We start from the raw sequence: 24,516 nt of genomic DNA on the forward strand, positions 1-24,516 counted from the left end.
GCGCCGAGGGTGACGACCCGGAGCGCCCGTGCCAGGACCGCGTCGCCGTGCTGGCGGACGGCGCCTGGGAACAGCGCCGGGGGCCACGGCTCCCGGCCGCCGCCCTCACCGCCGAGCGCGAGTACCGGGCCGCCGGCGACGGCGTCGTCCGGCTGTCCGTCCTCGATGCCGCCGAGCCCCGCGACTGGATCAGCACCGACGGCGCGGTGACCTGGCGGGAGACGGACGGGACGCCGTCCGGCGAGATCACTTCGGTGCCCGACGGCGCCGCCGTGTGGCCCCGGCGGGGGGACGGGCCGGCGCGCCTCGTCGTCCTGCTCCCCGGCACCGGCGAGCTGCGGACCCTGGCGGCACAGCCACCGCTCGAGTTGCTGCGGGACGTGCAGCTCCTGCCGGACGGCGGCTACTGGGCCGCCGGCACGGACGGCACGGACACCCCGCGCGTCGCCGTCAGCCGGGACCACGGGGAGAGCTGGGAGCTGCTGCCCAGCCCGCCCGCGGAGGGCGGCGAGGCCCCGGCACACCTGCTCCTGCAGGCCGGCCGGGACGGCCTGTACCTCTTCGGGGCGGACTCCGCCTCGGCCCTCACCACCGTCCACTGGAGCGGCGACGGGGGCGCGACCTGGGAGCGCCGCTGGAGCGCCGGCGCGGCGGAGCCGACGGGCGCGCTGCTCGGCACGCCGATCGCCGCGGCGGACGGCCGGCTGATCGTCTACGCCACGGACGGGGTGCGGGTCAGCGCGGACGGCGGGCGGACGTTCACCGTCGACCGGCCGGGGCGGCCGCCCGAGCGGCCCCGGATGACGCCGGCCGGCTACCTGCTGACCGATGTCGACCACCCGGGGCACTACCGGCTCTCGGCGGACGGCTTCACCTGGCGGACCGTGATCCTCGGCAGCGAGGAGGGCTGACCCGGAGTCCGGCCCCGGCCCCCGCGGGGGCCGGGGCGTCACCTCACTGCCGCTTCGCGCGGGCGGCGGTGCGGGCGCGGTCCTTCTGGTCGAGGACGACCTTGCGGATGCGGACCTCGTCGGGCGTGACCTCGACGCACTCGTCCTCGCGGCAGAACTCGAGGGACTGCTCAAGGGACAGCTTGCGCGGCGGCACCAGGTTCTCGGTGGTGTCGGCCGACGCGGCCCGCATGTTGGTGAGCTTCTTCTCCTTGGTGATGTTGACGTCCATGTCGTCGGAGCGGGAGTTCTCGCCGACGATCATGCCCTCGTACACCTCGGTGCCGGGCTCGACGAAGATCACGCCGCGCTCCTGGAGGTTCATCATGGCGTACGGGGTGGCCGTGCCCGCGCGGTCGGCGACCAGGGAGCCGCTCTTGCGGGTGCGCAGCTCGCCGGCCCACGGCTCGTGCGTCTCGTAGATGCTGTGCGCGATGCCGGTGCCGCGCGTCTCGGTCAGGAACTCGGTGCGGAACCCGATGAGCCCGCGGGAGGGCACCAGGAACTCCATGCGGACCCAGCCGGAGCCGTGGTTCGTCATGGTCTCCATGTGGCCCTTGCGGGACGCCATGAGCTGCGTGATGGCGCCCAGGTGCTCCTCGGGTGCGTCGATCGTCATGCGCTCCACCGGCTCGTGGACCTTGCCGTCGATCTCCCGGGTGACGACCTCCGGCTTGCCAACGGTCAGTTCGAAGCCCTCCCGGCGCATGGTCTCCACCAGGATGGCGAGGGCCAGCTCGCCGCGGCCCTGGACCTCCCAGGCGTCGGGCCGCTCGGTGGGCAGGACGCGCAGCGAGACGTTGCCGACCAGCTCGCGGTCGAGGCGGTCCTTCACCAGGCGGGCGGTCACCTTGTGGTTCTTGCCGCCGCGGCCGACGAGCGGCGAGGTGTTGGTGCCGATGGTCATGGAGATCGCGGGCTCGTCCACCGTGATCAGGGGGAGGGCGGCCGGGTTCTCCGGGTCGGCGAGCGTCTCGCCGATCATGATGTCCGGGATGCCGGCGACCGCGCAGATGTCGCCGGGGCCCGCGACCTCGGCGGGCTTGCGCGTCAGGGCGTCGGTCATCAGCAGCTCGGTGATGCGGACGTTCTGCGTGCTGCCGTCCCGCTTCATCCAGGCGACGGTCTGGCCCTTGCGCAGCGTGCCCTGGCGGACGCGGCACAGCGCGATGCGGCCGAGGAAGTTGTCGGCGTCCAGGTTGGTGACGTGCGCCTGGAGCGGGGCGTCCTCGTCGTACACGGGCGCGGGGACGGTGGACAGCAGCGTGGTGAAGAACGGCTCCAGGCTGTCGCTGTCGGAGGGGACCGTGCCGTCCTTCGGCTGCGTCAGCGAGGCGATGCCGTCGCGGGCGCAGGCATAGACGATGGGGAACTCGATCTGGTCCTCGTCCGCGTCGAGGTCGAGGAACAGGTCGTACGTCTCGTTCAGGACCTCGGCGATCCGGGCGTCGGAGCGGTCGGTCTTGTTCACGCACAGGATGACCGGCAGGCGGGCCTGGAGGGCCTTGCGCAGGACGAACCTGGTCTGCGGCAGCGGCCCCTCGGACGCGTCCACGAGGAGGACGACGGCGTCCACCATGGACAGGCCGCGCTCGACCTCGCCGCCGAAGTCGGCGTGTCCTGGGGTGTCGATGATGTTGATGACGACCGGGCTGCCGCCGCCCTTGGGGTGGTACCTGACGGCGGTGTTCTTGGCGAGAATGGTGATGCCCTTCTCGCGCTCCAGGTCGTTGGAGTCCATGACGCGGTCGTCGACCTGCTGGTGGGCGGCGAACGCCCCCGCCTGCCGGAGCATGGCGTCGACCAGGGTCGTCTTGCCGTGGTCGACGTGGGCGACGATGGCGACATTGCGGATGTCGTGGCGCGTGGGCATGGCTGGGCGCTTCTCCCGGGCGAGTTCGTTTCGTGGACGGCTCGGCGGGGATCGTCCGCCCGGCGGGGCTTCCCCCGAACAGACCGCGGCACCGGCGTCACCCGCCATCGTACGTCCCCCGGCCGCGCCGCTCCCAGGCGCGGCGTCAGCGGCGGTGGCCGATGTCCTGGTAGCGCGGCGTGGCCAGGCCGAACGCGCCGACCCCGGCCAGGCCGTCACCGACCGCCACGAGCTGGGGCCGCTGGTAGAGGGGCACGGACACCGCGGACGCCCAGATGCGGGCGTCGGCGCGGTCGATGAGGTCCGCGTACTCCTCCTCGTCGAGGGCGCCGGCGGCCTGGTCGAGGAGCTGGTCGACGTAGTCGGTCCCGACGCGGCCGTAGTTCTGGCCGATCAGGAGGTCGCCGCCGGGTGTGGTGCGCGGCTTGGCGAAAACGGGGGCCGCCTCGGTGGCCGGGTAGGCGCCCGCCGGCCAGGAGAACAGCGCGAGGTCGAAGCGGCCGGGTGTGATCCATTCGTCGAAGAAGTCGGCGGCCGGCACCTCGGTCAGCTCGGCGCGGATGCCGGCCGCGGCGAGCATCGTGGCGATCCGGCGCGCCGCGGCGCGCTGCGGCCGGGCGTCCTCGCCGTCGGGGACGACGAACCGCAGCGTGAGGTCCTCGCCGTCCTTGGCGCGGGGCACGGCGCTGCCCGGCTTGGCGTCGGGGGCTGCCGCGGGTGCCCGCCAGCCGGCCTCGTCGAGCAGCGCGGCGGCGGACGCGGCGCCCGGGGTGCCCAGGGCGTCGCTGTTGTCGGTGTAGCCGGGCTGGCCGAGGGTGCGCAGGTGGTTGCCGAGGGGCTGGGCGGGGAGTCCCGCGGGGCGGTGGACCTTCCCGGCCAGTGCCGCGCGGTCGACGGCGCGGGCGACGGCCCACCGTACGCGTTCGTCGGCGAGGGCGCCCGAGCCGCCGTTCAGCGTGAGCTGGGTCCAGGAGGGCGCGTAGGCGCGGTGGACCGTGAAGCCGCTCAGCGCCTCGACGCGGGCCTCCTCGCGGGTGGCGTGCTGGCGCTCGCGGGCGCGCGCGGCCTCGGCGTAGGCACGCCGGTACGTCTCGGCCGCCCGCTCGACCCCGTCGCCGGCGAGGTGGGCGCGGGCGAGGGCGTCGAGGCCGTCGAGTGCGGTGACGGGGCTGGGCGCGGCGCCGGGGGGCACACCGTCGTCCCCGTCGCCGTTGGCCCCCTCCGTGTCGCCGCCCGCGTCGTCGGCCGTGGCGGCGCCCGTGGCCCCGTCCGTGGCGCCCGAGCCGCTCGGGGCGGGGGCGCGGCGGGCCGCGGTGATGCGGTCGGCGTCCCCGGGGGTGATCTCGGCGACGTCGAGTTCGCCCGCGGCCAGGGCGTCGCGGCGCTCGGAGCGCGGCACGGCGGTCAGGACGAGGCTGTCGAGGAGCGCCGGGTCGCCCCACCAGGCGTCGTTGCGGGCCAGGGTGACGGTCCCGGCGTCCTCGTCGACGCCGGCGACCTCGAACGGGCCGCCGGAGACGGCCAGGCCGGCGCGGGCGCCCTCGTTGAACGTGTCGGGGTCGCCGGTCACCGAGCGCGGGTAGAGCGGGGTGAAGAGGGACTTCCAGTCGGCGTAGGGCCGGCTGAACGTCACCTCGACCTGGTGTGCGCCGGGCCCCTCGCGGACGTCGGCGATCCGGTCGTAGCCGGCGTTGCGGGCGGACCAGTAGTCCGGGTCCTTCCCGTTCAGCGCCTGCCACTGGGCGATGAAGTCGTCGGCGCCGACGCGCCGGCCGTCGCTCCAGCGGGCCTCCGGGTGGAGGGTGTAGACGACGGTCTGGCGGGGTTCGCGCTCGGTGATCTCGGCGGACCGCAGGTAGTCCGTGTCGAGCCGGGGGCGGCCCTCCGCGTCGAGGACGAACAGGTGCGGGAGCACGGCCTCGGCGACCCGGTCGGTGACCGCGTCGGCGCCGAACTGGTAGGCGTTCAGTGTCGTCGGGAGCGCGTCGACGGCCCACCGGACCGTGCCGCCGCTGCGGAGCTGGGAGCGGCGCGCGGTGCTGATCGACTGGAGCGCCCTGACGGGGACCGTGTCGTCCTCGGTGGGGGTGGTGCACGCGCTGAGCAGCGGCGCGAGCATCAGCCCCACGGCGCACACGGCCCACCACGCGCGCCCTCCCGTACGGCCTGCCATCCGCCACCTCCGGTCTCACCGGTCCGTTGATCAGATCGTCAGCCCCCATCTGAGGGGTGGCGGCGACCGGGGGCCAGGGGACACGGCGGTGACGGCGGACCGGCCACCCGCTCAGCCGAGAGGCCCGACGAGCCGGGCGCCGCCGTCCGTCTCCAGCACCGTCCCGGTGAGGTTGCGGTTGGTCGCGGCCAGCGCGACCGTCTCGGCGATGTCCTCGGCGGTCGCGACCCGGCGGACCGGCAGGGCGGCGGCCACCTGCTCGAAGTACGCCCGCCTGGCGTCCTCCGGGAGGGCGCTCCACCAGGGCGTGTCCACGACCCCGGGCGAGACGGCGTTCACGCGGCGGGGCGCCAGCTCGACGGCGAGGGGGCGGACCATGGCCTCGATCGCGCCGTTCACCGCGGCGAGGCCCGCGGTGCCGGGCAGCGCGGCGCGGGCGGATATGGCGCTGACGAAGGTGACCGACGCGTCCGGCGCGAGCCGCGGCAGCAGGGTCCTGAGCGAGGTGAGCTGGCCCCACAGCTTCGCCTCGAACGCGCCGCGCAGCACGGCCAGGTCGAGGTCGGCGAGCGGTCCTGCGCCGTCGCCGCCGCTGCTGGCGAGCACCAGCCGGTCGATGGTGCCGACCGCATCGCCGACCCCGGCCATGCGGTCCGCGTCGGCGGCGTCGGCGGCGTGGGCGGTCAGGCCCGGGTCGGACGCGGCCAGCGCCTCGACGCGGGCGGCCGTCCTGCCGGTCACGTGGACGGTGTCGCCGCGCCCGGCGAGGAGGCGGGCGGTCGCCAGCCCTGTGCCGGACGTGCCGCCGACGACCAGGGCGGTGGGGGTCGAGGACGAGGTGGAACGGGACATGGCGGACCTCTCATCGGTGCGGGACGGCCGGGAGACAATTTCGAACCGTCACGTCTCGTTATAGCATGGGACCGTGCCGACACCACACGACCGCCCCACGCCCGCCCCCGCCACGCCGGGGCCGGGCCGGCCGCGCAGCGAGGAGAGCCGGCTCGCGATCCTGCGGGCCGCCGTCGCGCTGCTCACCGAGAAGGGCTGGGCCGACCTCACGATCGAGGGCATCGCGCGCCGCGCCGGCTGCGGCAAGCAGACGATCTACCGCTGGTGGCCGACCAAGGCCGACGTCCTGATGGACGCCGCGCTCGCCAAGGGCGCGCTGTACGTCACGGTCGCCGACCACGGCTCGTACGGCGCGGACCTCCGGGCGTTCCTGCGCGACACCTACGCCCTCGCCTCCAGGCCCGAGGTGAACCGGCTGCTGCGCGCCCTGATGGCCCAGTCCCTGACCGACGAGGAGTTCGGCGCGCGGTTCCGCTCCCGCTTCCTCGCCCAGCGGCGGGCCGCGCTGCGCGTCGTCGTCGACCGGGCGGCACGGCGGGGCGACCTGCCGGACCGGCCGGCGCCGGCGACGGTGCCCGACCTCGTCTTCGGCGTCCTGTGGTACCGCGTCCTCACGACGGACGAACCCCTGGACGAACCGCTGGTCGCCGAGGTCCTCGCCGCGCTGAACGCCGGCTGACCGCGCGGGTGCGGCGTCCGGCCACCGCGCCTACGGTCGTGAGGGGGGGCCGCGCGAAAGGTGGACCGGATGCGAGGACGGGCGGCCGCCGTCGCGCTGGCCGCCGCGCTGCTGCTCGTCCCGCCCGCCCCCGGCGCCCTGGCCGAGGACACGGTGGACCTCGACCGGGACACCGGGGTCACCGACCGGTCCGACGTCCTCGGCGACCGCGCGGCCGCCGTGCGCGGCGCCCTGGAGCGGCTCGGAGCGGCGGGCGGCCACCGGCTCCTGGTGGTCTACGTACGGGACTTCTCCGGTCACGAGCCCCGGTCATGGGCGGACGCCGTCGCCGAGCGCAACGAGCTGGGCGCCCGCGACCTGCTCCTCGCCGTCGCGACCCGCGAGCGGCGGCACGCGGTCTCGGCGGCCGTGCACTCCGGGCTGTCGGCCGGCGACCTCGCCGAGGTCGAACGGGTCGCGATCGCGCCGGCCCTGCGCCGTTCCGACTGGGCCGGCGCGGCCATCGGCGCCGCCGACGGGTACGCCGCGGCCGCCGCCGGCGAGCCGGTGCCGGCTCCGCGCCTCACGCAGGGCGTGCCCGACACGGGCGATGGGGGCGGCTTCGCGGTGGGCGACTGGATCGTCCCCGCCGTCCTGGTGGCGGTGGCCGGGCTCCTGGTGGCCGGCCTCATCCGGCACGCCGAACGCGGCCTGCCGCCGGAGGGCGCCCGCACCGGCCCCGCCGTGCCGGAACTCGACACCCAGGTCCGCGGCCTCCTCATCGACGTGGACGACGCCGTCCGGACGCGTGCCGCCGAGCTGTCGTTCGACCCGGACCCGCCCCCCGCGGCCGTCGCGGCCCTCTCGTCGGCCGCCGCCGCGGCCGACGCGGCGCTGCGCGCCAGGTACCGGCTGGACGACCCGGCGTTCCACGGCGGCCGGGCGGCACGCCGCCGCCTGCTGGTCCGGGCGGCCGAACGGTGCGCCGAGGCACGCGACCACCTCGCCTCCGCCCCGCCCCGCGACCCGGCCGGCACGCTGGACGCCGCCCGGGAGCGCGCCGCCGCCCTCCGGGTCCGGCGCGGTTCGGCCGCCGCGGGCCGGCTGTCCCAGGCCACGGTGGCCCTGCACCGGGCGCTGCGGTCGGCCGCGGCCGGCGACGGCGGGGCCGCGTCCCGTTCCGCCCGGGCGGCCCAGTCGGCGCTCGTCCAGGCGGAGACCCTGCACGCGGCCGTCGCGCGGCGGTCACGGGATCGGGCGAACGCCATCGCCGCGCTCCGGGCGCGCACCACCCACGACACGGCGCACGGTGAGGTGCCCGCGCCCATCGGCGCACGCCCGGACGGCGACCCGTTCGACGTCCTGCGGGACCTCGTCGCCGCCGGGAGCGGCGACCGCGGCCCGGGAGCGCGCGGCGGGGGCGCACGGGACCTGCTCGACGCCGCCCTGCTGCTCGCCCGCAGCGAGCTGGCCTGGGCCGACGCCCTGCTGACCGCCCACCGCGAGAGCGTGGGCAGCGCGGCCCGCCTCCGCGTGGCGGCGGCCGCGCGGGCACTGGACGAGGCGGAGCGCGCGGCCCCCGGCGACCCGGCCGCCGCCCTGCGCGCCGCGCGCCGCGCCGACGCCCTCGCCCACGAGGCCGCGGGGCACGTCGAGCACGACGCGGGCACCCTCGTCTGACCGGTCCCGCACACGCCCACCGGCCCTTCCCCCCGCCCCTGTTCGCTGGGTGAGGCGCTGGCGTATGGTCTGGCATATGCAGATCGGGGGTGATGAATGAACGCCATCAACCTGCAGCCGTGGCAGGTCATCCGGCAGGACGAGAACGGCGGCCGGTACCGCATAGGGCACTGCGCCACACGCGCCGAGGCGCAGCGGCTCGTCCAGCGGCTGCGGACGAGCGCCGGGGCGCACGCGGCCGGTGCTCCGGCCCGGTATGTCGTGGAACGCGTGGACATCGCGGGCCGCGCCCAGGGCTGACCCCAGGCACAATCGGGCATAAGGGATATTCAACCCAGACCCGACGGGGGCCGGCGGTGAGCACTGAACCTTCCGAACCGGGTGGCCGGGACTCGGCCACCACGGGCCCGGCGGGCAGCCCGCGCTCCCTCCTCGACCTGCTGCCCCTGGGCACCGTCGCCCTCGACGCGCGCGGGACCGTCCACCTGTGGACCGCCCCGGCCACGGACCTCCTCGGCTGGTCCGAGCACGAGGCGACCGGCATGCGGCTGGCCGGCCTCCTGCCCCCCGGCCACCCCGCAGCCCGGGGCACCGGCCTCCTGCGCGCGCTGCTGCGGGACCACCGCTGGCGCGGCACCCTCCCGCTGCGCCACCGGGACGGACACACCGTCGAGCTGGCCGTCCGGGCCTGGCCCGCCAGGGACGGCGACGGCACCCTCCGCGTCCTGGCCGACATCGCGGGCGCCCGCCCCCTCCACCTCCTGGAACGGAACGCGGCCGCCCTCGACGCCCTCTTCACCTCGTCCCCCATCGGCATCGCCCTGTTCGACACCGAGCAGCGCTACACGCGCGTCAACGAGGCCCTGACCCGCCTGTACGGCATCCCGGCCGCCGACCTGACCGGCCGCACCGTCCTGGACGTCCTCCCCTCCCCCGTCGGCGAGGAACTCCACCGCATCCAGCGCGCCGTCCTGCGCACCGGCCAGCCCATCGGCGACCTCGTGACGGCGTCCCCCGACGGACGCGGCGCGCACTCCGTGTCCTTCGGCCGCCTCACCGACCGCGCCGGCCGGACCCTCGGCGTGAGCTGCACCGTCCTCGACATCTCGGAACGCCGCGAGGCCCTGGCCGACATCGAACGCGCCCGGCAGCGGCTCGCGCTCCTCGACGACGTCGGCATCGCCCTGGGCGACCTCCTCGACGTCCGCCGCATCGGGGAGGCGCTGACCCTCGCCCTCGTGCCCCGCTTCGCCGACTACGCGGGGGTCGAACTCCTCGTCCCCGTCGCATCCGGCGGCGACCCGCCCGACGTCGGCGAGGGCATCGACGCGCGCCTCGTCCAGATCGCCGTCGCCGCCAAGCGGCACGACCCCGCCGTGGACCGGATGCTGCGCGTGTCCCACGAGGACGGCGACGAGATCGTCTTCCGCCCCGGCTCCGTGCTCGGCCCCGTCCTGGCCACCGGCACGCCCCACCTCGCCGAGACACGGGAGCAACTGCTCGCCGCCGTCGCGCCGGGCGACCCCATGGGACCCGCCGTCGAGGCGCTCGGCATCCACTCGATGCTCACCGTCCCGCTCCGCGCCCGGGGCCGCGCCCTCGGCCTCCTGGTCGTGAGCCGCGCCGGGGAGCGCGCGGGCTTCGACCGCGAGGACCTGACGCTCGCCCTGGAACTGGCCGCCCGCGCCGGCATCTCCCTGGACAACGCCCGCCTCTACGTCCGCGAGCGCGAGGGCGCCCTCACGCTCCAGCGCAGCCTGCTGCCGCAGTCCCTGCCCGAGCTGCCGGGCATCGAGGCGGCGCACCGCTACGTGCCGAGCAGCAGCGGCGCGGAGATCGGCGGCGACTGGTTCGACGTGATCCCGCTGACCGGCGGACGGGTGGCGTTCGTCATCGGCGACGTCACGGGCCACGGGCTGCGCGCCGCCGCGCTCATGGGCCAGCTCCGCACGGCCGTCCGCACCCTCGCCGGGCTCGACCTCGCGCCCGCCCGGCTCCTGCACCGCCTGAACCAGCTCGGCCGCGACATCGCGCAGCGCCCCGACGACCCGGTGATGGCGACCTGCCTGTACGCCGCCTACGACCCGGGCACCCGCGTCTGCACGCTGGCGAAGGCCGGGCACCTGCCGCCGGTCCTGGTCTGCGAGGACCCGGCCACCGGCCACTGGGTCGCGCGCCCCCTGGACCTGCCGTCCGGCGCGCCGCTCGGCGTGGACGGCGTGCCGTTCGACGAGCTGCGGATCGAGGTGGCGGAGGGCAGCGTGCTCGCCCTCTACACGGACGGCCTGGTCGAGGAGCGGGACAAGGACATCACGGAGGGCGTGGCGCGGCTCGGTGAGGTGCTGACCCGGTCGATCGGGCCGGCGACACCGCTGGAGGGCGTCTGCGACACGGTGATCCGCTCGCTCCGCCCGAAGGACGCCGGACGCGACTCGGACGACCTGGCGCTGCTCGTCGCCCGGCTCGGCGCGCTGCCCGACGACCGGGTGGGCACCTGGACGTTCCCCGCGGGGCTGCCGGCGTCCGACAACGCGAAGGGCCGGGTCCGCGCCACCCTCGCGCAGTGGGGCCTCGAAGCCCTGTGCCCCCGGGCCGAGCGGCTCGTCGCCGAACTCATCGGCAACGCCAGCCGCTACACGCGCGGCCCCATCTCCCTGCGCATGGTCCACAGCACGACCCTGCTCATCGAGGTGACCGACCCCGTGCCGGACCCGGTGCGCGACACGGCGTCGGCGCTGGACGACGAGAGCCGGCGCGGCCTGCCGCTGGTCGCGGCCGAGTCCCGCCGCTGGGGGACGCGCGAGGGACCCATCGGCCGCACGGTCTGGTTCGAGCTGGGCCTGCCCGGCTGACACCCGCGGCGCCGCCCGCCGGCGGACCGGCCCTACCGCACCGGCAGGTGGTAGGAGAGCCGGAAGCGGTCCGCCGGCACGACGACGTCCGCCGTCTCCACCGGCAGGGCGCCGGCCCGGTACGTCCGCTCGATGACGAGCACCGGATGGCCCGGCAGCCCGCCCAGCACCTCCGCCTCCCGGGTGAGCGCCGGCCGGGCGCCGACCTCCTCGGAGACGCTGTCCACCTCGATGTCGATCGCCGCCATCCGCTCGACCACACCGCGCCCGGCCAGCGGACCGTGCTCCGGCAGCAGCACGGGCGTCCTGCCGGTCACGCTCATCGGCTCCCAGGACGTCGACATCATCACGGCCTCGGTGCCGTACCGGAAGACGTACCGGGTGCAGACGACACGCTCGCCCGGCTCGATCCGCAGCCGCCGCGCGACGGCGGGCGACGCGTCCTCCCGCTCGCTGTCGCCCTCCCAGGTACCCCGCACGCACTCGTCGGTCTGCTCCTGGCGGAAGGGCGAGTTGCGGCCGAGGACGCGGTGGCCGCTGCGGTGGATGAGCCGGGGGACGGGCCGCTCGCGCACATAGGTGCCGGACCCGGACCTGCCCTCCACCAGCCCCTCCGCCATGAGCACCTTGCGCGCCTCCAGCGCCACCGTGTCGGACACGCCGTAGGCCGCCCTGATGCTCGCCTGGGACGGCAGCCTCGTGTGCGGCGGCAGCCTGCCGTCGGCGATCTGTGCCCTGAGTTCGTCCGCGACGCGGAGGTACGCGGGCTGCTCACCGAACGCCATCGACCCTCCCGATGTTGTTGACCATCGGCAACAGGATGACGACGCTCCGTCGCCCGCCGCAAAGGAACGGCCAGAGTTTCACCCGAAGTGATGACCGCCGGTCCTGCCGCCCGCGGACCCGCTCGTCCCCCGCACGCCCCGACCCCTGCAAGAATGTGCCGCCGACAACCGAAGCTGTCCGAAGGGGGACCCACCGACCATGAGCGCGTCAGGCGGAACGAAGGCCATCGTCGCCGCGTTGGGAGCCAACCTGGCCATCGCCGTGAGCAAGTTCGTGGCGGCGGCGTTCAGCGGGTCGTCCTCCATGCTCGCCGAGGGCGTCCACTCCCTCGCCGACTCCGGCAACCAGGCGCTCCTCCTGCTCGGCGGCAAGCGCGCCAAGCGCGCGGCCAGCGAGGAGCACCCCTTCGGCTACGGCCGCGAGCGGTACATCTACGCCTTCCTCGTCTCGATCGTCCTCTTCTCGGTCGGCGGCGTCTTCGCGCTCTACGAGGGCATCGAGAAGATCCGCCACCCGCACGAGCTGGAGCACTGGTACTGGCCGGTCGGCGTGCTGGTGTTCGCGATCATCGCGGAGGGCTTCTCGTTCCGCACCGCCATCAAGGAGTCGAACGAGACGCGCGGCACGCAGTCGTGGGCCGGGTTCGTCCGTACGGCCAAGGCGCCCGAGCTGCCCGTCGTGCTGCTGGAGGACCTCGGCGCCCTCATCGGCCTGGTGCTGGCCCTGGGCGGCGTGCTGATGGCCATGGCCACGGGCGAGGGTGTGTGGGACGGCGTCGGCACCCTGTGCATCGGCGTCCTGCTGATCGCCATCGCGCTGGTCCTCGCGGCGGAGACGAAGTCGCTGCTCCTCGGCGAGGCCGCGGGCAAGGAGTCGGTCCTGAAGATCCGCGCGGCCGCCGTGGACGGGGTCACCGTCACGGGCGTCATCCACATGCGGACGCTGCACCTGGGGCCGGACGAGCTGCTGGTCGCCGCCAAGATCGCCGTCGAGCACGACGACGACGCGGCCACCGTCGCCGCGGCGATCGACGCGGCCGAGGCCCGTATCCGCTCGGCCGTGCCGATCGCGCGCGTCATCTACCTGGAGCCGGACATCCTGCGCCAGCAGACCCCGCCGGCGGAGCGTGCGGCGGACGCGTAGCGGCGCCCGCGCCCGCCCGCCGGCGGCGGCGCCGGGTCAGAACTGGAGCGACCAGGAGTCGAGGGTGCCCTCGTCCAGGCTCGCGTTGTCCGTGACGGCGAGCGTCCACGTCCCGTCGGCGTCGATGCCGGCGCCGTTCAGGGTGTAGACGGTGTCGATGTTCTCGGCGGAGCCGCCCGTCTGGTCGCGCAGGACGAGCGAGGTGCCGTCGGGCGCGGTCAGTTCGACCGTCAGGTCACCGACCCAGGTGTGGGTGATGTGGATCTCCGCCTGGAAGACGCCCGTGAGCGTGCCGACGCCCGACACGTCGATCGTGGACTCGGCGGTGCTGTTGTCCTCGATGGCCACCTCCGTGTCGCTGGTGAACTCGGGGCCGGTCGGCTCCTCGGGGGCGCCGCCGCCCTGGCCGCCGGTGTGCAGCAGCGCGTTCGGCGTGTCGGCGGGCACGCCGGAGAGCTGGCCCCACACCGCCGTGCCGACGAGTTCGTCCTCGACCTCGGCGGGCGTGGCGGACGGGTTCTCGCCCAGGAAGAGGGCCGCGGCGCCGGCCACGTGCGGGGTCGCCATGGAGGTGCCGGAGATGGTGTCCTCGTCGGTGTCGCTGCCGTTCCAGGCCGAGGTGATGCCGGTCCCGGGCGCGAAGAGGTCCAGGACGCTGCCGACGTTCGAGAAGGACGACACACCGTCGGACGAGTCGCTCGACCCCACCGTGATGGCGGCCTCGACACGGGCCGGGGAGCTGCCCCCCGCGTCGTCGCCGTAGTCGTTGCCGGCGGCGACCGCGTAGACGACGCCCGCGTCGATGGAGTTCTCGACGGCCTCGTCCAGCACCGCGTCGGCGCCGCCGCCCAGGCTCATGTTCGCGACGGCGGGGCCGTCCACGTCGCCGGTCACCCAGTCGATGCCGGCGACGACGGACTCGGTGGTGCCGTACCCGTCGTCGTCCAGGACGCGCACGGAGACGATGTCGGCCTCCTTGGCGACGCCGTAGTCCTCGCCGGCGACCGTGCCCGCGACATGCGTGCCGTGGCCGTACCCGTCGAGACCGTCCTCGCCGAACGCGTCGAACCCGACGCTGGCGCGCCCGCCGAAGTCCTCGTGCGTGACGCGGACACCGGTGTCGATGACGTACACGGTGACGCCCGCGCCCGCCGAGTCGTACGTGTAGCCGTCGTCCAGCGGCAGGTACGGCTGGTCGATGCGGTCGAGACCCCAGGACGGGGGGTCGGTCTGGGTGTCGTCCACGTGGTGGACGGTGTTCTGGACGATCCGTTCCACGGCCGGGTCGGCGGCCAGGGCGAGGGCGTCGGCCTCGCCCATCTCGGCCGCGAAGCCGTTGATCGCGTGGGTGTAGACGCTGGTGACCACCGCGTCGTGCCGTTCGGCCAGGGCCTCGGCGCGGACGGACGCGGCGGAGAACGCCGAGTCCTTGAGCTGGACGACGTAGCTGCCCGCCACGGTGTCCTCGGCCCCGGCGTTCGCTATGACCGCCGCCGGACCGCCGGCGGCCTGCGCGGCGGCCGGCACGAGCGCGCCGGCCCCGAGGGCCAGGAGGGCGGCGACCGCCGCCGTGCTCCAGGCCCGCGGCCCGCCGGGGAATCGCAACACTGCCATCGAGGGGTTCCTCCTCATCGGTGGTGCGCTGGAAGAGGACGGCGCCACACCTGTCGTGCTCATGACATTCCCGGGCGCGACGACCGTCACGAGGAATGATCCGAGCCCGCACAGAAGTTGACAAGACCTCAATGCCCGGCGTCACGGATCGGACAACTCCACGAAATATCAGACAGGACGACCACCGCAGGTCACGGCCGTACCACTCACCGCCACGGCGGCTGTTGTTACGTTTTCCGTCAGCTTTCGAGACTCCGGCCTCCCACCCCACCAGCACCGCACGCCCCGCACCACCCCAGGACACGGACCGGCGGCCGAACCCCGAGGGCATCCGCCAACAAGGCAGGTACGGCACCGGGGGAAGACGCTACGGTTGCCCCATGACCGCATTGCCCGACTGGATGAGCCCGCCGCACGCGGAAGGCTGGTTCGCGGACGATCTGGACCACCTGCCGGAAGCACCGCGCCACACCGAACTGATCGACGGAGCCCTCGTCTTCATGATGTCGCCGCAGAGGTGGTGGCACGGCCACCTCATCACCATGCTCGCCGTCGCTCTGATGGAGCAGGCACCAGCAGGGACGAGAGTCGGCCGCGAGATGTCGATCAGGCTCGACGCGCGCAATCGCCCCGAGCCGGACCTCCTGCTGACGACCGTCGATTTCACGGGCGACCGCACGTGGTTCGCGCCGGAGGACGTGCTGCTCGTCGTCGAGGTCGTCTCTCCCGAGTCGGCCCACCGTGACCGCACGGTCAAACTGCGCAAGTACGCGGAGGCCGGTATCCCGCACTACTGGTGCGTCGAGGAGGAGGGCGGGTCACCCGTCGTCCACGTGTACGAGCTGGACGGGCCGACCGGTGCCTACGCGCCCGCCGGAATCTTCCGCGGGCACCTGCGGCGCCCCGTCCCGTTCGAGATCGCCGTGGACCTGGACAAGCTCCTCCCGCCCTCCCGTCCCTGATCACCCGTCGCCCGACCGCGCGTCCGTCAGCCGGCGTCGGCGCGCTTCTCCAGACGCGTGCCATCCCGCAGTGTGATGGACATCAGGTCGCTCGGACCGTCCAGCTCCAGGCGGTGCCAGCGGCCGCGCGGCACGATCACGGCGGTGCCCGGGGTCAGCCGTACGGTCTCCTCCGGATCTCCGGCCGCCGTGGCGCGGAAGTGGAGCCGCACTCCCCCGGCCAGGCAGCACACGGCCTCCTCCGCCGCCGGGTGCATCTCCCAGTGGTCGGCGTGGACGTCCTCGTCCGTCTCGACACGGAAGGTGCCGACCTGCCAGGTGCCCTCGTCGCCCGTCGTCATCCGCCGCTCACCGGCGCGTACATCGCCGTTCGGGTGGAACCGCAGGGCCGAGTCGAAGAGGTTCACGGGGTGCGTGGTCACGAGGAGATCCCTTCCAGTTGTTCCGCCGGTGCGGCGGGGGCCGGCGCCGGTGCGGTGGCGCGGCGCCGGGGCAGTACGACGGCCGCCACGACCGCCGCGAGGGCGAAGACGGCGGCGGTGACGGCGAGTCCGAGCGCATAGCCGTCGTTCAGGGACGCGGGGTCGGTGGCCCCTCCCGTGCGGTGCGCAGCGACCGTGGCCAGCGCGGCGAGGCCGACGCAACCACCGAGCTGCCGGGCACTGTTGACGAGCCCGGAGGCCATCCCGGCCTCGCCCCGTGCGACTCCCGTGGTCGCGGCGGCGGCGACCGGGGCCAGCACGAGACCGGCGCCGACGCTGGTCAGGAGCGACGGGCCGAGCACGTCGGTGACGAAGCCGCCGTCCGCGCTGATGAAGGCGAACCAGGCGAGCCCCGCCGTGGCGATCAGCGCCCCGGGCACGAGGGACGCGCGGGGGCCGCGCGCCGTGGTGACGCGGGTCGCGACGAGTGAGCCCAGGACCAGCCCGGCCGAGAAGGGCAGGAACGCGAGCCCGGTCTCCGCCGCCCCCATGCCCACCACTTCCTGCAGGTACAGCGTCACGAAGTAGAACGCCGTGAACTGGCCCGCCGCCGCCAGGAACACGAGCACGTTCGCGCCCGCCACCCAGCGGCTGCGCAGGAGCCCGAGACGCAGCAGGGGCGCGGGCGACCTCGTCTCGGCGAACACGAAGGCGACGAGCAGCACGGCACCGGCCGCGAGCGTCGCCGCGGTGACCGGGGACGCCCACCCCTCGGCGTCGGTGCGGACGACACCGAACACCAGCAGGCCGATCCCGCCGGTCACCAGGACGGCTCCGGGCACATCGAGCCGCGCGCGCCGATCGGGGCGCTCGTCGGCGGGCACGCCGAGGGTGATCAGCACGAGTGCCGCCGCCACGATCGGCAGGTTGATCAGCATGACCCAGCGCCAGCCCGCGTACTCCGTGAGCACGCCGCCGGCGAGGACACCGAGCGCGCCGCCCGCGGCGTTCACCGCGCTCCACACGCCGAGCGCGCGGACCCTGGCGCGGCCTTCGGGGAACGTGGTGGTCAGCAGCGCGAGCGCGGCCGGGGCGGCAGCGGCGGCGCCGAGGCCCTGCCCGGCGCGCGCGGCGACGAGCTGCCACGGCGCCTGGGCCAGTCCGCCGGCCAGGGAGGCCAGCCCGAAGACGGCCAGGCCGGCGGACAGCAGGCGCCGCCTGCCGTAGAGGTCGCAGGCCCGGCCGCCCAGCAGCAGGAAGCCGCCGAACGTGAGGGCGTAGACGTGCACGACCCAGGACAGGTCGAGCGGTGCGAAGTGCAGCGCGGTGCGTATCGCGGGGAGCGCGACGTTGACGACCGCCATGTCCAGGGCGACGACGAACTGGGCGACGGCGGCGGCCGCCAGCACCACTCCGGGTCGCCCCGCTGGATTTTTATACATGTATAGAAAGTAGCACGGCGCTTCCCGCTGTCGAACCCGCGCGATGATGGAGCCATGCCGAAACCGACCGCGCCCCGCAGGACCGCCGGCCGGCCGCCCCGCATCTCCCGGGAGGAGATCATCGGGACGGCCCGCCGGATCATCGACGAGGACGGCGTGGACCGGCTGACGATGCGGCGGCTGGCCACCGAGGTCGGCAGCACACCCATGGCCCTGTACCACCACGTCCGCGACAAGGAGGAGCTGCTCCTCCTGCTGCTGGACGACCACGCGGCACGGACCGCGCGGCGGCCCGAGGTGCCGGCCGAACCCCGCGAGCGGGTCGTGGCCGCCGCCGCGGCGATCCACGAGGTGCTCGCGTCGTGCCCCTGGATCGTGGAGGTGCTCGCCGCCGACGACCTGATGTCGAGGTCGGCGCTGTGGTTCGTCGAGCAGATCGTGGACGGCCTGGCCGACGGCGGGCTGACACCCGAGGCCGCAGTGCTGGGCTACCGCGTGATCTGGCACTACACGGCCGGGGAGATCATGGCCCGCGCGGCGGCGGCACGACGCCGGGAGGACGACCGTCCGACCTACCGCGAACAGGTCTTCGCCGACCTCGCCCCGGAGGAACTGCCCCGACTGGCCGAGGTCGCGGACCAATGGGTGACACTGACGGCCCGCGACACATACCTGGACGGATTGCGCAGCATCGTGAACGGACTGCTCGCGGAACACTGACGGTCTCCCCACGCCGCGAAGCACCGCGAACGCTCCGGGGAACGTCCCGCACGCTGGACATCACCAGCGGGCGTTGCTGCCCATCCCGGTCTCCGGGCGGCTACCAGCGGCAGAATTGAGGGTGTGAGCGGTAGTAAGAAGTACTCCGTGAGCCTCCCGGAGGACCACCCAGCTCGGATCAGGTGGGTGCTCTCACGCGTGGATGCCCATGGGATCACCAAGGAGATCACCGCCGATGCTGCCGCTCTTCTGCGCACGCATCGGCTTCACGGCCACAAGTACGCCATCGATGCGGTGTTCTCGGTCATCGCACGCACTGCTCCCCAGCCCGTGACCGTTCTGACATCCGACCCCGAGGACCTCACGCTCCCCTGCGGCCTCACCGTGGAAATCATCAACGTATGACGTCCAGCCATCCCACACTGGCCCAGCGCGCGAGAAAACTCGAGATCTTCGCGAAGGAGCAGGCCCTTCGAGGCTACGTGTCTCCCGCATTCCCGCTGTGGCGATAAGCCATCCACCAGGCGCTGAAGCTGGGTCGCCGGCACAGAACCGAGACCTACCCTTCCGGATCGATCAGTTCACGCTCCGGAACGTCAAAGTCACCCAAGGCGTTCTCGTACGCCTTGAGCAGTCGACGGGCGTTGGCGGGCGAGCGCAGCAGGTATGGACTCCTGACGCAGTGCCGCGTAGTCCTCGGCGGAGACGAGCACCGCGTTGCCAATCGGCGCGCTGGCCAGGTGCGGGTTCAAATCCGCAGGAGACTTAGGCGTGATGTCCGCCGCTCCGCAGCAGCGGCGGGCTGAGCAACCACGCGTGCCCCCGGGTGTAGAGGGCGGCCGGGCGGCCCGTGGCGGGTAGCCGCTGTTCCCCGGTGGGCCGCACGAAGCCTTTGGTGTTGAGTACTTTGCGGCGGAAGTTGCTCGGGTCGAGGGGTTGCCCCCAGATCACCTCGTAGATCGTACGCAGCTCGCTCAACGCGAACGACTCCTCGCAGAAGGCCGTGGCGATGGCGGTGTACTCGAGCTTCCTGCGGACCTCCTCCAAGGCATCCGCGAGGATATCGGCGTGGTCGAAAGCCAGATAGTCGGTGACACCCAGAAGTTCTGACACTGGAGTCCAGTAGGCGCGTTCGGCGTCTGTGCCACCCACGGGTACGGGAAGGTCCGGCCCCAAGGCTAGGTAGGCGACGGTGACCACGCGCCCCCTCGGGTCGCGTGGCGGATCCCCGTAGGCGCCGAGCTGCTCCAGATGCAGCCGGCTGCCGTCGATGCCCGCCTCCTCCCGGAGCTCCCGCAGCGCCCCGGCGCGCAGGGTCTCACCCTTGCGGACATAACCGCCGGGCAGCGCAGCTCGGCCGATGTACGGCTCCCGCCCGCGATCGATCAGGAGCACCATCAACCGGTCGCTCCTGACAGTGAAGATCGCCAGGTCCACAGTCACCCACGACGGCTCCACCTCGGCGGAGTCCTCCAGCCGGTCGTTCACCAGAACCCCTAAAGGTCACATTGACTTAAAGCTGCCGAGCGTTTATGGTCTCATGGACCTTAATCCAGCGAGTAGGGGCATAGCATGATCACCGCACATGCACTGCCGACCAAGGAATCGCTCGCAGAACCCACCGCCGCCACCCGCCACTTATGCGTGGGCGTGTACGTCGATGAACGGTTCCGCGACCTCGTGATCGACGAGGTGTGCACTGCCCCGTACCGGAGGGTCGCGCCCTCCTACGGGTTCGACATCGTCCCCGTCATGCGCCATGCCTGGCGGGCCGCTGCGCTGTCCACCATCCTCCGCTCGACGCTGGTGGGATCAGTGGTCGTCCCGGCCCTGGTCGGAGCCCTGCCATGCGCTGTCCTCGTCGGGTGCGGTCTCGCCCTGCTCTGGCTGCTACGCGTCACGAGGGTGCTGCGGGAAGCCGATCGGGAGCGGCAGCCAAGGAGGACATCGAAGCGCCGTGAGTGGGAACTCGCGATTATCGACAGCGACTTCCTCGGTCTGCTCTTCCCCGACGGGAGGGCACGGAAGCCGCCCGTCTTCCGGCGGATACGCGTCGTCGCGCTCTCAGTGGCCGCGACCGGCTCGGCCGTGGCGGTCTCCGATCCGGGCCAGGCACTGGCGGCTCTGGCCATCACCATGGGCATGGCGTTCATGTGCCTGGGGGTCGGCGCCACGCGGCAGTTGATGCTCAACCGCATCCACCGAGCACGGGATCTCCGGCCCGCGCGCCTTTCCGGTCGGCAGCGGGCGGCGGACCTCCAGCAGCATCACACCTGCGCAGTCTACCGCCGGCCCCGCCACAGCGAGGACGACGATGATGAGGAGGATCTGACCTTCTTCACCCTCTTCGGGGACACATCACCTTTCATTGGGGCCGGTGAGCTCGTCTACCAATGGAATCCGCCGATGAGCATCCAGCTGCTGCGCCCGAGCGACGACGACGGCGCACAGCTCCATGACCTCGAACACCGGGAACCGCCGTTCCAGACACACGAGCTGGTCGACCACCTGCGCGAAGCGGTGCGACTTCTCGACACTGATAGTCAGGAAGTCCGGCTTCCCACCCAAGTACGGGACCGCGTCTACGTAGCCGAGACCGATGTGGCGGCAGACCCGTCCCTTCTCGCCCGGCCCTTGGACGACGCCGAACTGCGGGCCGTCATCAACACCCCGGGAGCGAGGCGGCACCACTTCCTCGAAGTCACGACACCCATGGCAGGATCGGAATACGTTGCGACCGTCCTGCTGCGCGTCAACGTCCAGGGACGGACCTTGAGTATCTCCATGGCGGCCTGCGTTCTCGCCCACACGCCGCGCTCCTTCCAGCAGACCGAGGAATTCGGTCAGCACGGCGCCATGGCCGTGGTCTGGTCCGCGTTCCGCGAACTGCGCGGGCTGCCACGGGAGATCCAGAGGTCGTGGCGGGTCGTACGCCACCTCGGCGCGCTAGGAAAGGCCGCCGTGCTCCCTCGCGACCTCACCAGCGAGCCGCGACGCAACGTGTTGATAGGAAGCCGGGTGAGCATCAGGGAGACGTCGAGTCAGGCGTGGTCCAAGGTGCAACTGGAAAAGAGCGAAATCTTGGGTCAGATGAAGACGATCGAACTGAGGCTGCTCCGGGCCGCCAGTGACTTCCTGTCCACCAAGGAAGTGGACATATCCGAGTTCACCCATCGCGCCATGAAGATCATCAATAGCGGGATCTTCAACTTCGGCGACAACAACAGCTTCAACAACAACGCTGTCGGTGACACGGCCCACGTCGGCGTCGCAGGGAATCAGCCCGTGGGCTCTGGCACCCCCAGCGCAGGAGGAAAACAGTGATCGACAACCGAGGCATCATCAGCAATGGGAACAACAACAACTTCAGCAACAACGCCATCGGGGCAAACGCCAAGGTTTGCGAGAAGTCCGCCCCTCGTAACGTCGACGACCCCGCGAGCGGCGACACGGGAGACGTCGATCCCACGCCCACTTGGGACATCGGGGTGGTCACCATCCTCAGCGAGGAATTACGCTCGGTGATAGATGAGTTGGGCCTGCGGCGCCACAAGGAACCCGGCGGCCTCTACTTCTACCGGGGCAGCCTCACCACCCCGGACTCGACCGTCCGTATCGTGGCCACTCAGACCCAGAGCCCGGGCCAGCGGTCGGCAATGGCCGCCCTGGAGAACCTGCACCGTCACTACGCGCCGCGGCTGTGGGCCATGGTCGGCGTGGGCGGCGGCATCGACACTGAGCGGGCCCGCATCGGCAACGTCATCGTCTCCACCGACGTCGTCTACTACGAGAACCGCAAGATCAATCCGCACGGTGATGTCCGGCACCGCGGGGAGCACCGCCAGGCACCGGCCCCGGTCGTCCACGCCGTCAATGCCTTCTTCGCGGAGAACGGAATGCCAACACGTCTACGCCGTCGAGTCCGTTCGCGTGCCGCGGAGGAATTTGACATCTACCCGGGACTGATCGGGTCAGGCGAAGCCGTCATCGCGGACCGGGACAGCGAGATCCGGCACTACCTCAAGACCTACCACGAGAAGGTCTTGGCCGTGGACATGGAAGCCGGAGGGCTCAGCCAGTACTGGCAGGAGCACTCCGTCCGTGGTGGGGAGAATCCTGGCTGGATCGTCATCAGAGGCGTGTCCGACAACGCCGACGCGAAGAAGGGCCATGGGTATCACGAACTCGCGGCCCGAAACGCCGCACACGTCCTGCGGGAGCTCATTCCCTTCATCTGCTCACCGCTTTCCTGACAAGCGACGTCACGCAGTCACAGGAGATGGTTCGCATGACCCCCTTCCTCCTGGGGATGCTCAGTTCACTGGCAGCCAGCGCAATCGTCCTCGGACTCGACCTCCTTCGCGGCTCACGTCCGCTGTGGTGGCTGATCGCCGCCTGCTCCTCCTTCACCGGCACCGGCCTCCGCCGCATCTACCGCCGACAGGCGTCCGCCGAGCGGGACATCGCACGCGACCTCGACCGCGCCCGCTGGATCAAGGTCCTCGCGGGGCGCGGGAACGTGCTCACCCGCGAGGCGTTCTCCTCGGTGTGGTCCGGGAAACTGTCGCCCGACTCTGTCCAAGTTTTGCTTCCCGACTCACGAGCTCGGCAGGACTCCTGGCTCGACCAGCGCTCCCATGACGTGCAGCGGTTCGACCCCGGCTACACCCGAACCCTGCTCAGAGGCCAGGTGCGGACGAACATGGACTACCTCACCCACGTCACGTCCGCGCGAGGCAATGTCGAACTCCGCGAATTCAACCTGCCCAACACCTGCCGCGTGATTGCGACGGACCGAGCCGCCTTCCTGACCTTCTACAGCAGCTCCACGCACGGCAGGAACTCCCCCTGCCTGTACGTCCGGGCACCAGGACTGCTTTACTCCATTGCCCTCCAGCAGTTCGAGATAGCTTGGATACACAGTTCCCCCGTTCACCGCACCCATCCCTGAAATGATCCTCTGAAGTCGCCAGGCATGCGAGCGTCGAAGAGCCAGGGGCGCGTGGATCGCGCGGTGCTGCGTCTGATAAGGCGGCATCGGCGCCGAGGGGGCGATCAGTGCAGCGATTGGTTGGGTTGATGCACAATGCTACTGAAAAGTCATTCATTTTGACGAGTGCACCTTGCCGGAAGGTAACCAGTGGTTGTCCCCGAAGTCGGCAGGCTCGTGCATCGCAGAGATCTACACAGCATGTCGGTGGCTGATGTTAGCCACGGACTCTGTGCGGACCGCAAAGGCCGTCCGACCCGCTCCGTCGCAGGTCAGACGGCCTTTCGCCGAACGTATTAGACGTTGAAGCGGAACTCCACCACGTCGCCGTCGCGCATCACGTAGTCCTTGCCCTCCATGCGGGCCTTGCCGCGGGCGCGGGCCTCGGCTGTCGAGCCGGCTTCCAGCAGGTCCTCGTAGGAGATGACCTCCGCCTTGATGAAGCCCTTCTGGAAGTCCGTGTGGATCACGCCGGCCGCCTCGGGGGCCGTGGCGCCCTGTTTGATCGTCCAGGCGCGGGCCTCCTTCGGGCCCGCGGTCAGGTACGTCTGCAGGCCGAGGGTGCGGAAGCCCGCGTGGGCGAGGGTCGCGAGGCCCGGTTCCTCCTGGCCCACCGTGCGCAGGAGTTCCAGGGCCTCCTCCTCGTCCAGCTCGGTGAGGTCGGCCTCCAGCTTCGCGTTGAGGAAGATCGCCTCCGCCGGGGCCACGAGGGCCGCCTGTTCGGCCTTGAAGGCGTCGTCGGTCAGCTCCTCCTCGTCCACGTTGAAGACGTACAGGAACGGCTTCACCGTCAACAGGTGCAGTTCGTGCAGCGGTTCGGCGCGCTCGGTGCCCTGGGCGATGCCGGCGGCGAAGAGGGTGCGGCCGTCCTCCAGGATGGCCTGCGCCTCCTCGACGGCCTTGACGGTCGGCTGCTTGTCCTTCTTCACGCGGGCCTCCTTCTGGAGGCGCGGCAGGACCTTCTCGATCGTCTGCAGGTCGGCCAGGATCAGTTCGGTGTTGATCGTCTCGATGTCGCTCTTGGGCGAGACGCGACCGTCAACGTGGACGACGTTGTCGTCCTTGAAGGCGCGGATGACCTGGCAGATGGCGTCCGACTCGCGGATGTGGTGGAGGAACTTGTTGCCCAGCCCCTCGCCCTCGCTCGCCCCGCGCACGATGCCCGCGATGTCGACGAAGTCCACGTGCGCCGGGACGACGCGCTCGGAGCCGAACAGTTCGCCCAGCTTCGCCAGCCGCGGGTCCGGCACGCCGACGACGCCGAGGTTCGGCTCGATGGTCGCGAACGGGTAGTTGGCCGCCAGCACGTCGTTCTTGGTCAGGGCGTTGAACAAGGTCGACTTGCCGACGTTCGGCAGGCCGACGATTCCGATGCTAGTACTCATGACTCAGACGTCCG

At 72.4% G+C, this 24,516-nt stretch carries 20 protein-coding genes and 2 pseudogenes; 12 read left to right on the forward strand and 10 right to left on the reverse strand.

Annotated features, from left to right (window positions below; genetic code table 11):
• Positions 1-47 precede the first annotated feature (47 nt).
• Positions 48-911 carry a sialidase family protein gene (locus EMA09_RS10025; RefSeq protein WP_129840723.1) on the forward strand — a complete coding sequence of 288 codons (864 nt, stop codon included), beginning with the start codon at positions 48-50 and terminating at the stop codon, positions 909-911.
• 43 nt (positions 912-954) lie between these two features.
• Here EMA09_RS10025 and typA read toward each other — a convergent pair whose 3' ends face one another.
• The 3 genes from typA to EMA09_RS10040 form a co-directional block, all read right to left on the reverse strand.
• Positions 955-2,823 carry a translational GTPase TypA gene (typA, locus tag EMA09_RS10030; protein WP_129840724.1) on the reverse strand — a complete coding sequence of 623 codons (1,869 nt, stop codon included), beginning with the start codon at positions 2,821-2,823 and terminating at the stop codon, positions 955-957.
• A gap of 145 nt (positions 2,824-2,968) precedes the next feature.
• Positions 2,969-4,996, reverse strand: a complete 2,028-nt coding sequence (locus EMA09_RS10035; RefSeq protein ID WP_129840725.1) for an ABC transporter family substrate-binding protein — start codon at positions 4,994-4,996, stop codon at positions 2,969-2,971.
• Between the two features lie 111 nt (positions 4,997-5,107).
• Positions 5,108-5,848 (reverse strand): SDR family oxidoreductase, encoded by a 741-nt coding sequence (locus tag EMA09_RS10040; protein WP_129840726.1) that lies wholly within the window; start codon positions 5,846-5,848, stop codon positions 5,108-5,110.
• A gap of 73 nt (positions 5,849-5,921) precedes the next feature.
• Between EMA09_RS10040 and EMA09_RS10045 the strand changes: the two genes are divergently transcribed.
• The 4 genes from EMA09_RS10045 (at position 5,922) to EMA09_RS10060 (ending at position 11,038) form a co-directional block, all read left to right on the forward strand.
• The gene (locus tag EMA09_RS10045; protein WP_129840727.1) at positions 5,922-6,527 is read left to right on the forward strand and encodes a TetR/AcrR family transcriptional regulator; all 606 of its coding nucleotides are present in this window, start codon (positions 5,922-5,924) and stop codon (positions 6,525-6,527) included.
• A gap of 69 nt (positions 6,528-6,596) precedes the next feature.
• The gene (locus EMA09_RS10050; RefSeq protein WP_129840728.1) at positions 6,597-8,186 is read left to right on the forward strand and encodes a TPM domain-containing protein; all 1,590 of its coding nucleotides are present in this window, start codon (positions 6,597-6,599) and stop codon (positions 8,184-8,186) included.
• Between the two features lie 96 nt (positions 8,187-8,282).
• The gene (locus EMA09_RS10055; protein WP_129840729.1) at positions 8,283-8,486 is read left to right on the forward strand and encodes an SPOR domain-containing protein; all 204 of its coding nucleotides are present in this window, start codon (positions 8,283-8,285) and stop codon (positions 8,484-8,486) included.
• A gap of 56 nt (positions 8,487-8,542) precedes the next feature.
• Positions 8,543-11,038: a SpoIIE family protein phosphatase gene (locus tag EMA09_RS10060; protein WP_129840730.1), complete on the forward strand. Its 2,496-nt coding sequence runs from the start codon at positions 8,543-8,545 to the stop codon at positions 11,036-11,038.
• A gap of 32 nt (positions 11,039-11,070) precedes the next feature.
• Here the strand turns inward: EMA09_RS10060 and EMA09_RS10065 are convergent, their stop codons facing one another.
• A complete protein-coding gene (locus tag EMA09_RS10065) occupies positions 11,071-11,823 on the reverse strand; it encodes a GntR family transcriptional regulator (RefSeq protein WP_129840731.1) in 753 nt (250 codons plus the stop codon).
• Between the two features lie 199 nt (positions 11,824-12,022).
• On the opposite strand from EMA09_RS10065, the gene EMA09_RS10070 reads away from it, so the two are divergent.
• Positions 12,023-12,967, forward strand: a complete 945-nt coding sequence (locus EMA09_RS10070) for a cation diffusion facilitator family transporter (RefSeq protein ID WP_129840732.1) — start codon at positions 12,023-12,025, stop codon at positions 12,965-12,967.
• A gap of 36 nt (positions 12,968-13,003) precedes the next feature.
• Here EMA09_RS10070 and EMA09_RS10075 read toward each other — a convergent pair whose 3' ends face one another.
• A complete protein-coding gene (locus EMA09_RS10075; RefSeq protein WP_129840733.1) occupies positions 13,004-14,581 on the reverse strand; it encodes a S8 family serine peptidase in 1,578 nt (525 codons plus the stop codon).
• A 380-nt stretch (positions 14,582-14,961) separates the two neighbouring features.
• On the opposite strand from EMA09_RS10075, the gene EMA09_RS10080 reads away from it, so the two are divergent.
• Positions 14,962-15,543, forward strand: coding sequence for a Uma2 family endonuclease (locus EMA09_RS10080; RefSeq protein ID WP_129840734.1), 582 nt, complete (start codon positions 14,962-14,964; stop codon positions 15,541-15,543).
• A 26-nt stretch (positions 15,544-15,569) separates the two neighbouring features.
• Here the strand turns inward: EMA09_RS10080 and EMA09_RS10085 are convergent, their stop codons facing one another.
• Together EMA09_RS10085 and EMA09_RS10090 are read right to left on the reverse strand one after the other, a co-directional pair.
• On the reverse strand, positions 15,570-15,965 hold the full coding sequence (locus tag EMA09_RS10085; protein WP_129840735.1) for a cupin domain-containing protein: 396 nt from the start codon (positions 15,963-15,965) through the stop codon (positions 15,570-15,572).
• The gene (locus EMA09_RS10090; protein WP_129840736.1) at positions 15,962-17,407 is read right to left on the reverse strand and encodes an MFS transporter; all 1,446 of its coding nucleotides are present in this window, start codon (positions 17,405-17,407) and stop codon (positions 15,962-15,964) included. Before EMA09_RS10090 ends, EMA09_RS10085 begins: the two co-directional genes overlap by 4 nt.
• Before the next feature lie 54 nt (positions 17,408-17,461).
• On the opposite strand from EMA09_RS10090, the gene EMA09_RS10095 reads away from it, so the two are divergent.
• On the forward strand, positions 17,462-18,127 hold the full coding sequence (locus EMA09_RS10095) for a TetR/AcrR family transcriptional regulator (RefSeq protein ID WP_129840737.1): 666 nt from the start codon (positions 17,462-17,464) through the stop codon (positions 18,125-18,127).
• A 165-nt stretch (positions 18,128-18,292) separates the two neighbouring features.
• Positions 18,293-18,532, forward strand: a pseudogene (locus EMA09_RS10100) (DNA-binding protein); the annotation flags it as partial.
• A 154-nt stretch (positions 18,533-18,686) separates the two neighbouring features.
• Here the strand turns inward: EMA09_RS10100 and EMA09_RS28930 are convergent.
• Both EMA09_RS28930 and EMA09_RS10110 read right to left on the reverse strand, forming a co-directional pair.
• Positions 18,687-18,849 (reverse strand): annotated as a pseudogene (locus EMA09_RS28930) (type II toxin-antitoxin system prevent-host-death family antitoxin); the annotation flags it as partial.
• Positions 18,850-18,892: 43 nt separating this feature from the next.
• Positions 18,893-19,615, reverse strand: a complete 723-nt coding sequence (locus EMA09_RS10110; RefSeq protein ID WP_129840738.1) for an NUDIX domain-containing protein — start codon at positions 19,613-19,615, stop codon at positions 18,893-18,895.
• Between the two features lie 84 nt (positions 19,616-19,699).
• On the opposite strand from EMA09_RS10110, the gene EMA09_RS10115 reads away from it, so the two are divergent.
• Genes EMA09_RS10115 through EMA09_RS10125 form a run of 3 tightly spaced genes read left to right on the forward strand, consistent with a single transcriptional unit; the run spans position 19,700 to position 23,078 of the window.
• Positions 19,700-21,451, forward strand: coding sequence for a hypothetical protein (locus tag EMA09_RS10115; protein WP_129840739.1), 1,752 nt, complete (start codon positions 19,700-19,702; stop codon positions 21,449-21,451).
• Entirely contained in the window at positions 21,448-22,380 is a 933-nt protein-coding gene (locus EMA09_RS10120) for a hypothetical protein (protein ID WP_129840740.1), read from the forward strand. The genes EMA09_RS10115 and EMA09_RS10120 overlap by 4 nt, the downstream gene beginning before the upstream one ends.
• Before the next feature lie 35 nt (positions 22,381-22,415).
• Positions 22,416-23,078 carry a hypothetical protein gene (locus EMA09_RS10125; RefSeq protein ID WP_129840741.1) on the forward strand — a complete coding sequence of 221 codons (663 nt, stop codon included), beginning with the start codon at positions 22,416-22,418 and terminating at the stop codon, positions 23,076-23,078.
• 335 nt (positions 23,079-23,413) lie between these two features.
• Here EMA09_RS10125 and ychF read toward each other — a convergent pair whose 3' ends face one another.
• Complete coding sequence (gene ychF, locus EMA09_RS10130) at positions 23,414-24,502, reverse strand: redox-regulated ATPase YchF (RefSeq protein ID WP_129840742.1); 1,089 nt, start codon at positions 24,500-24,502, stop codon at positions 23,414-23,416.
• Positions 24,503-24,516 lie beyond the last annotated feature (14 nt).

It is taken from the genome of Streptomyces sp. RFCAC02 (assembly GCF_004193175.1).
In the GTDB taxonomy this organism is placed as follows: Bacteria; Actinomycetota; Actinomycetes; order Streptomycetales; family Streptomycetaceae; genus Streptomyces.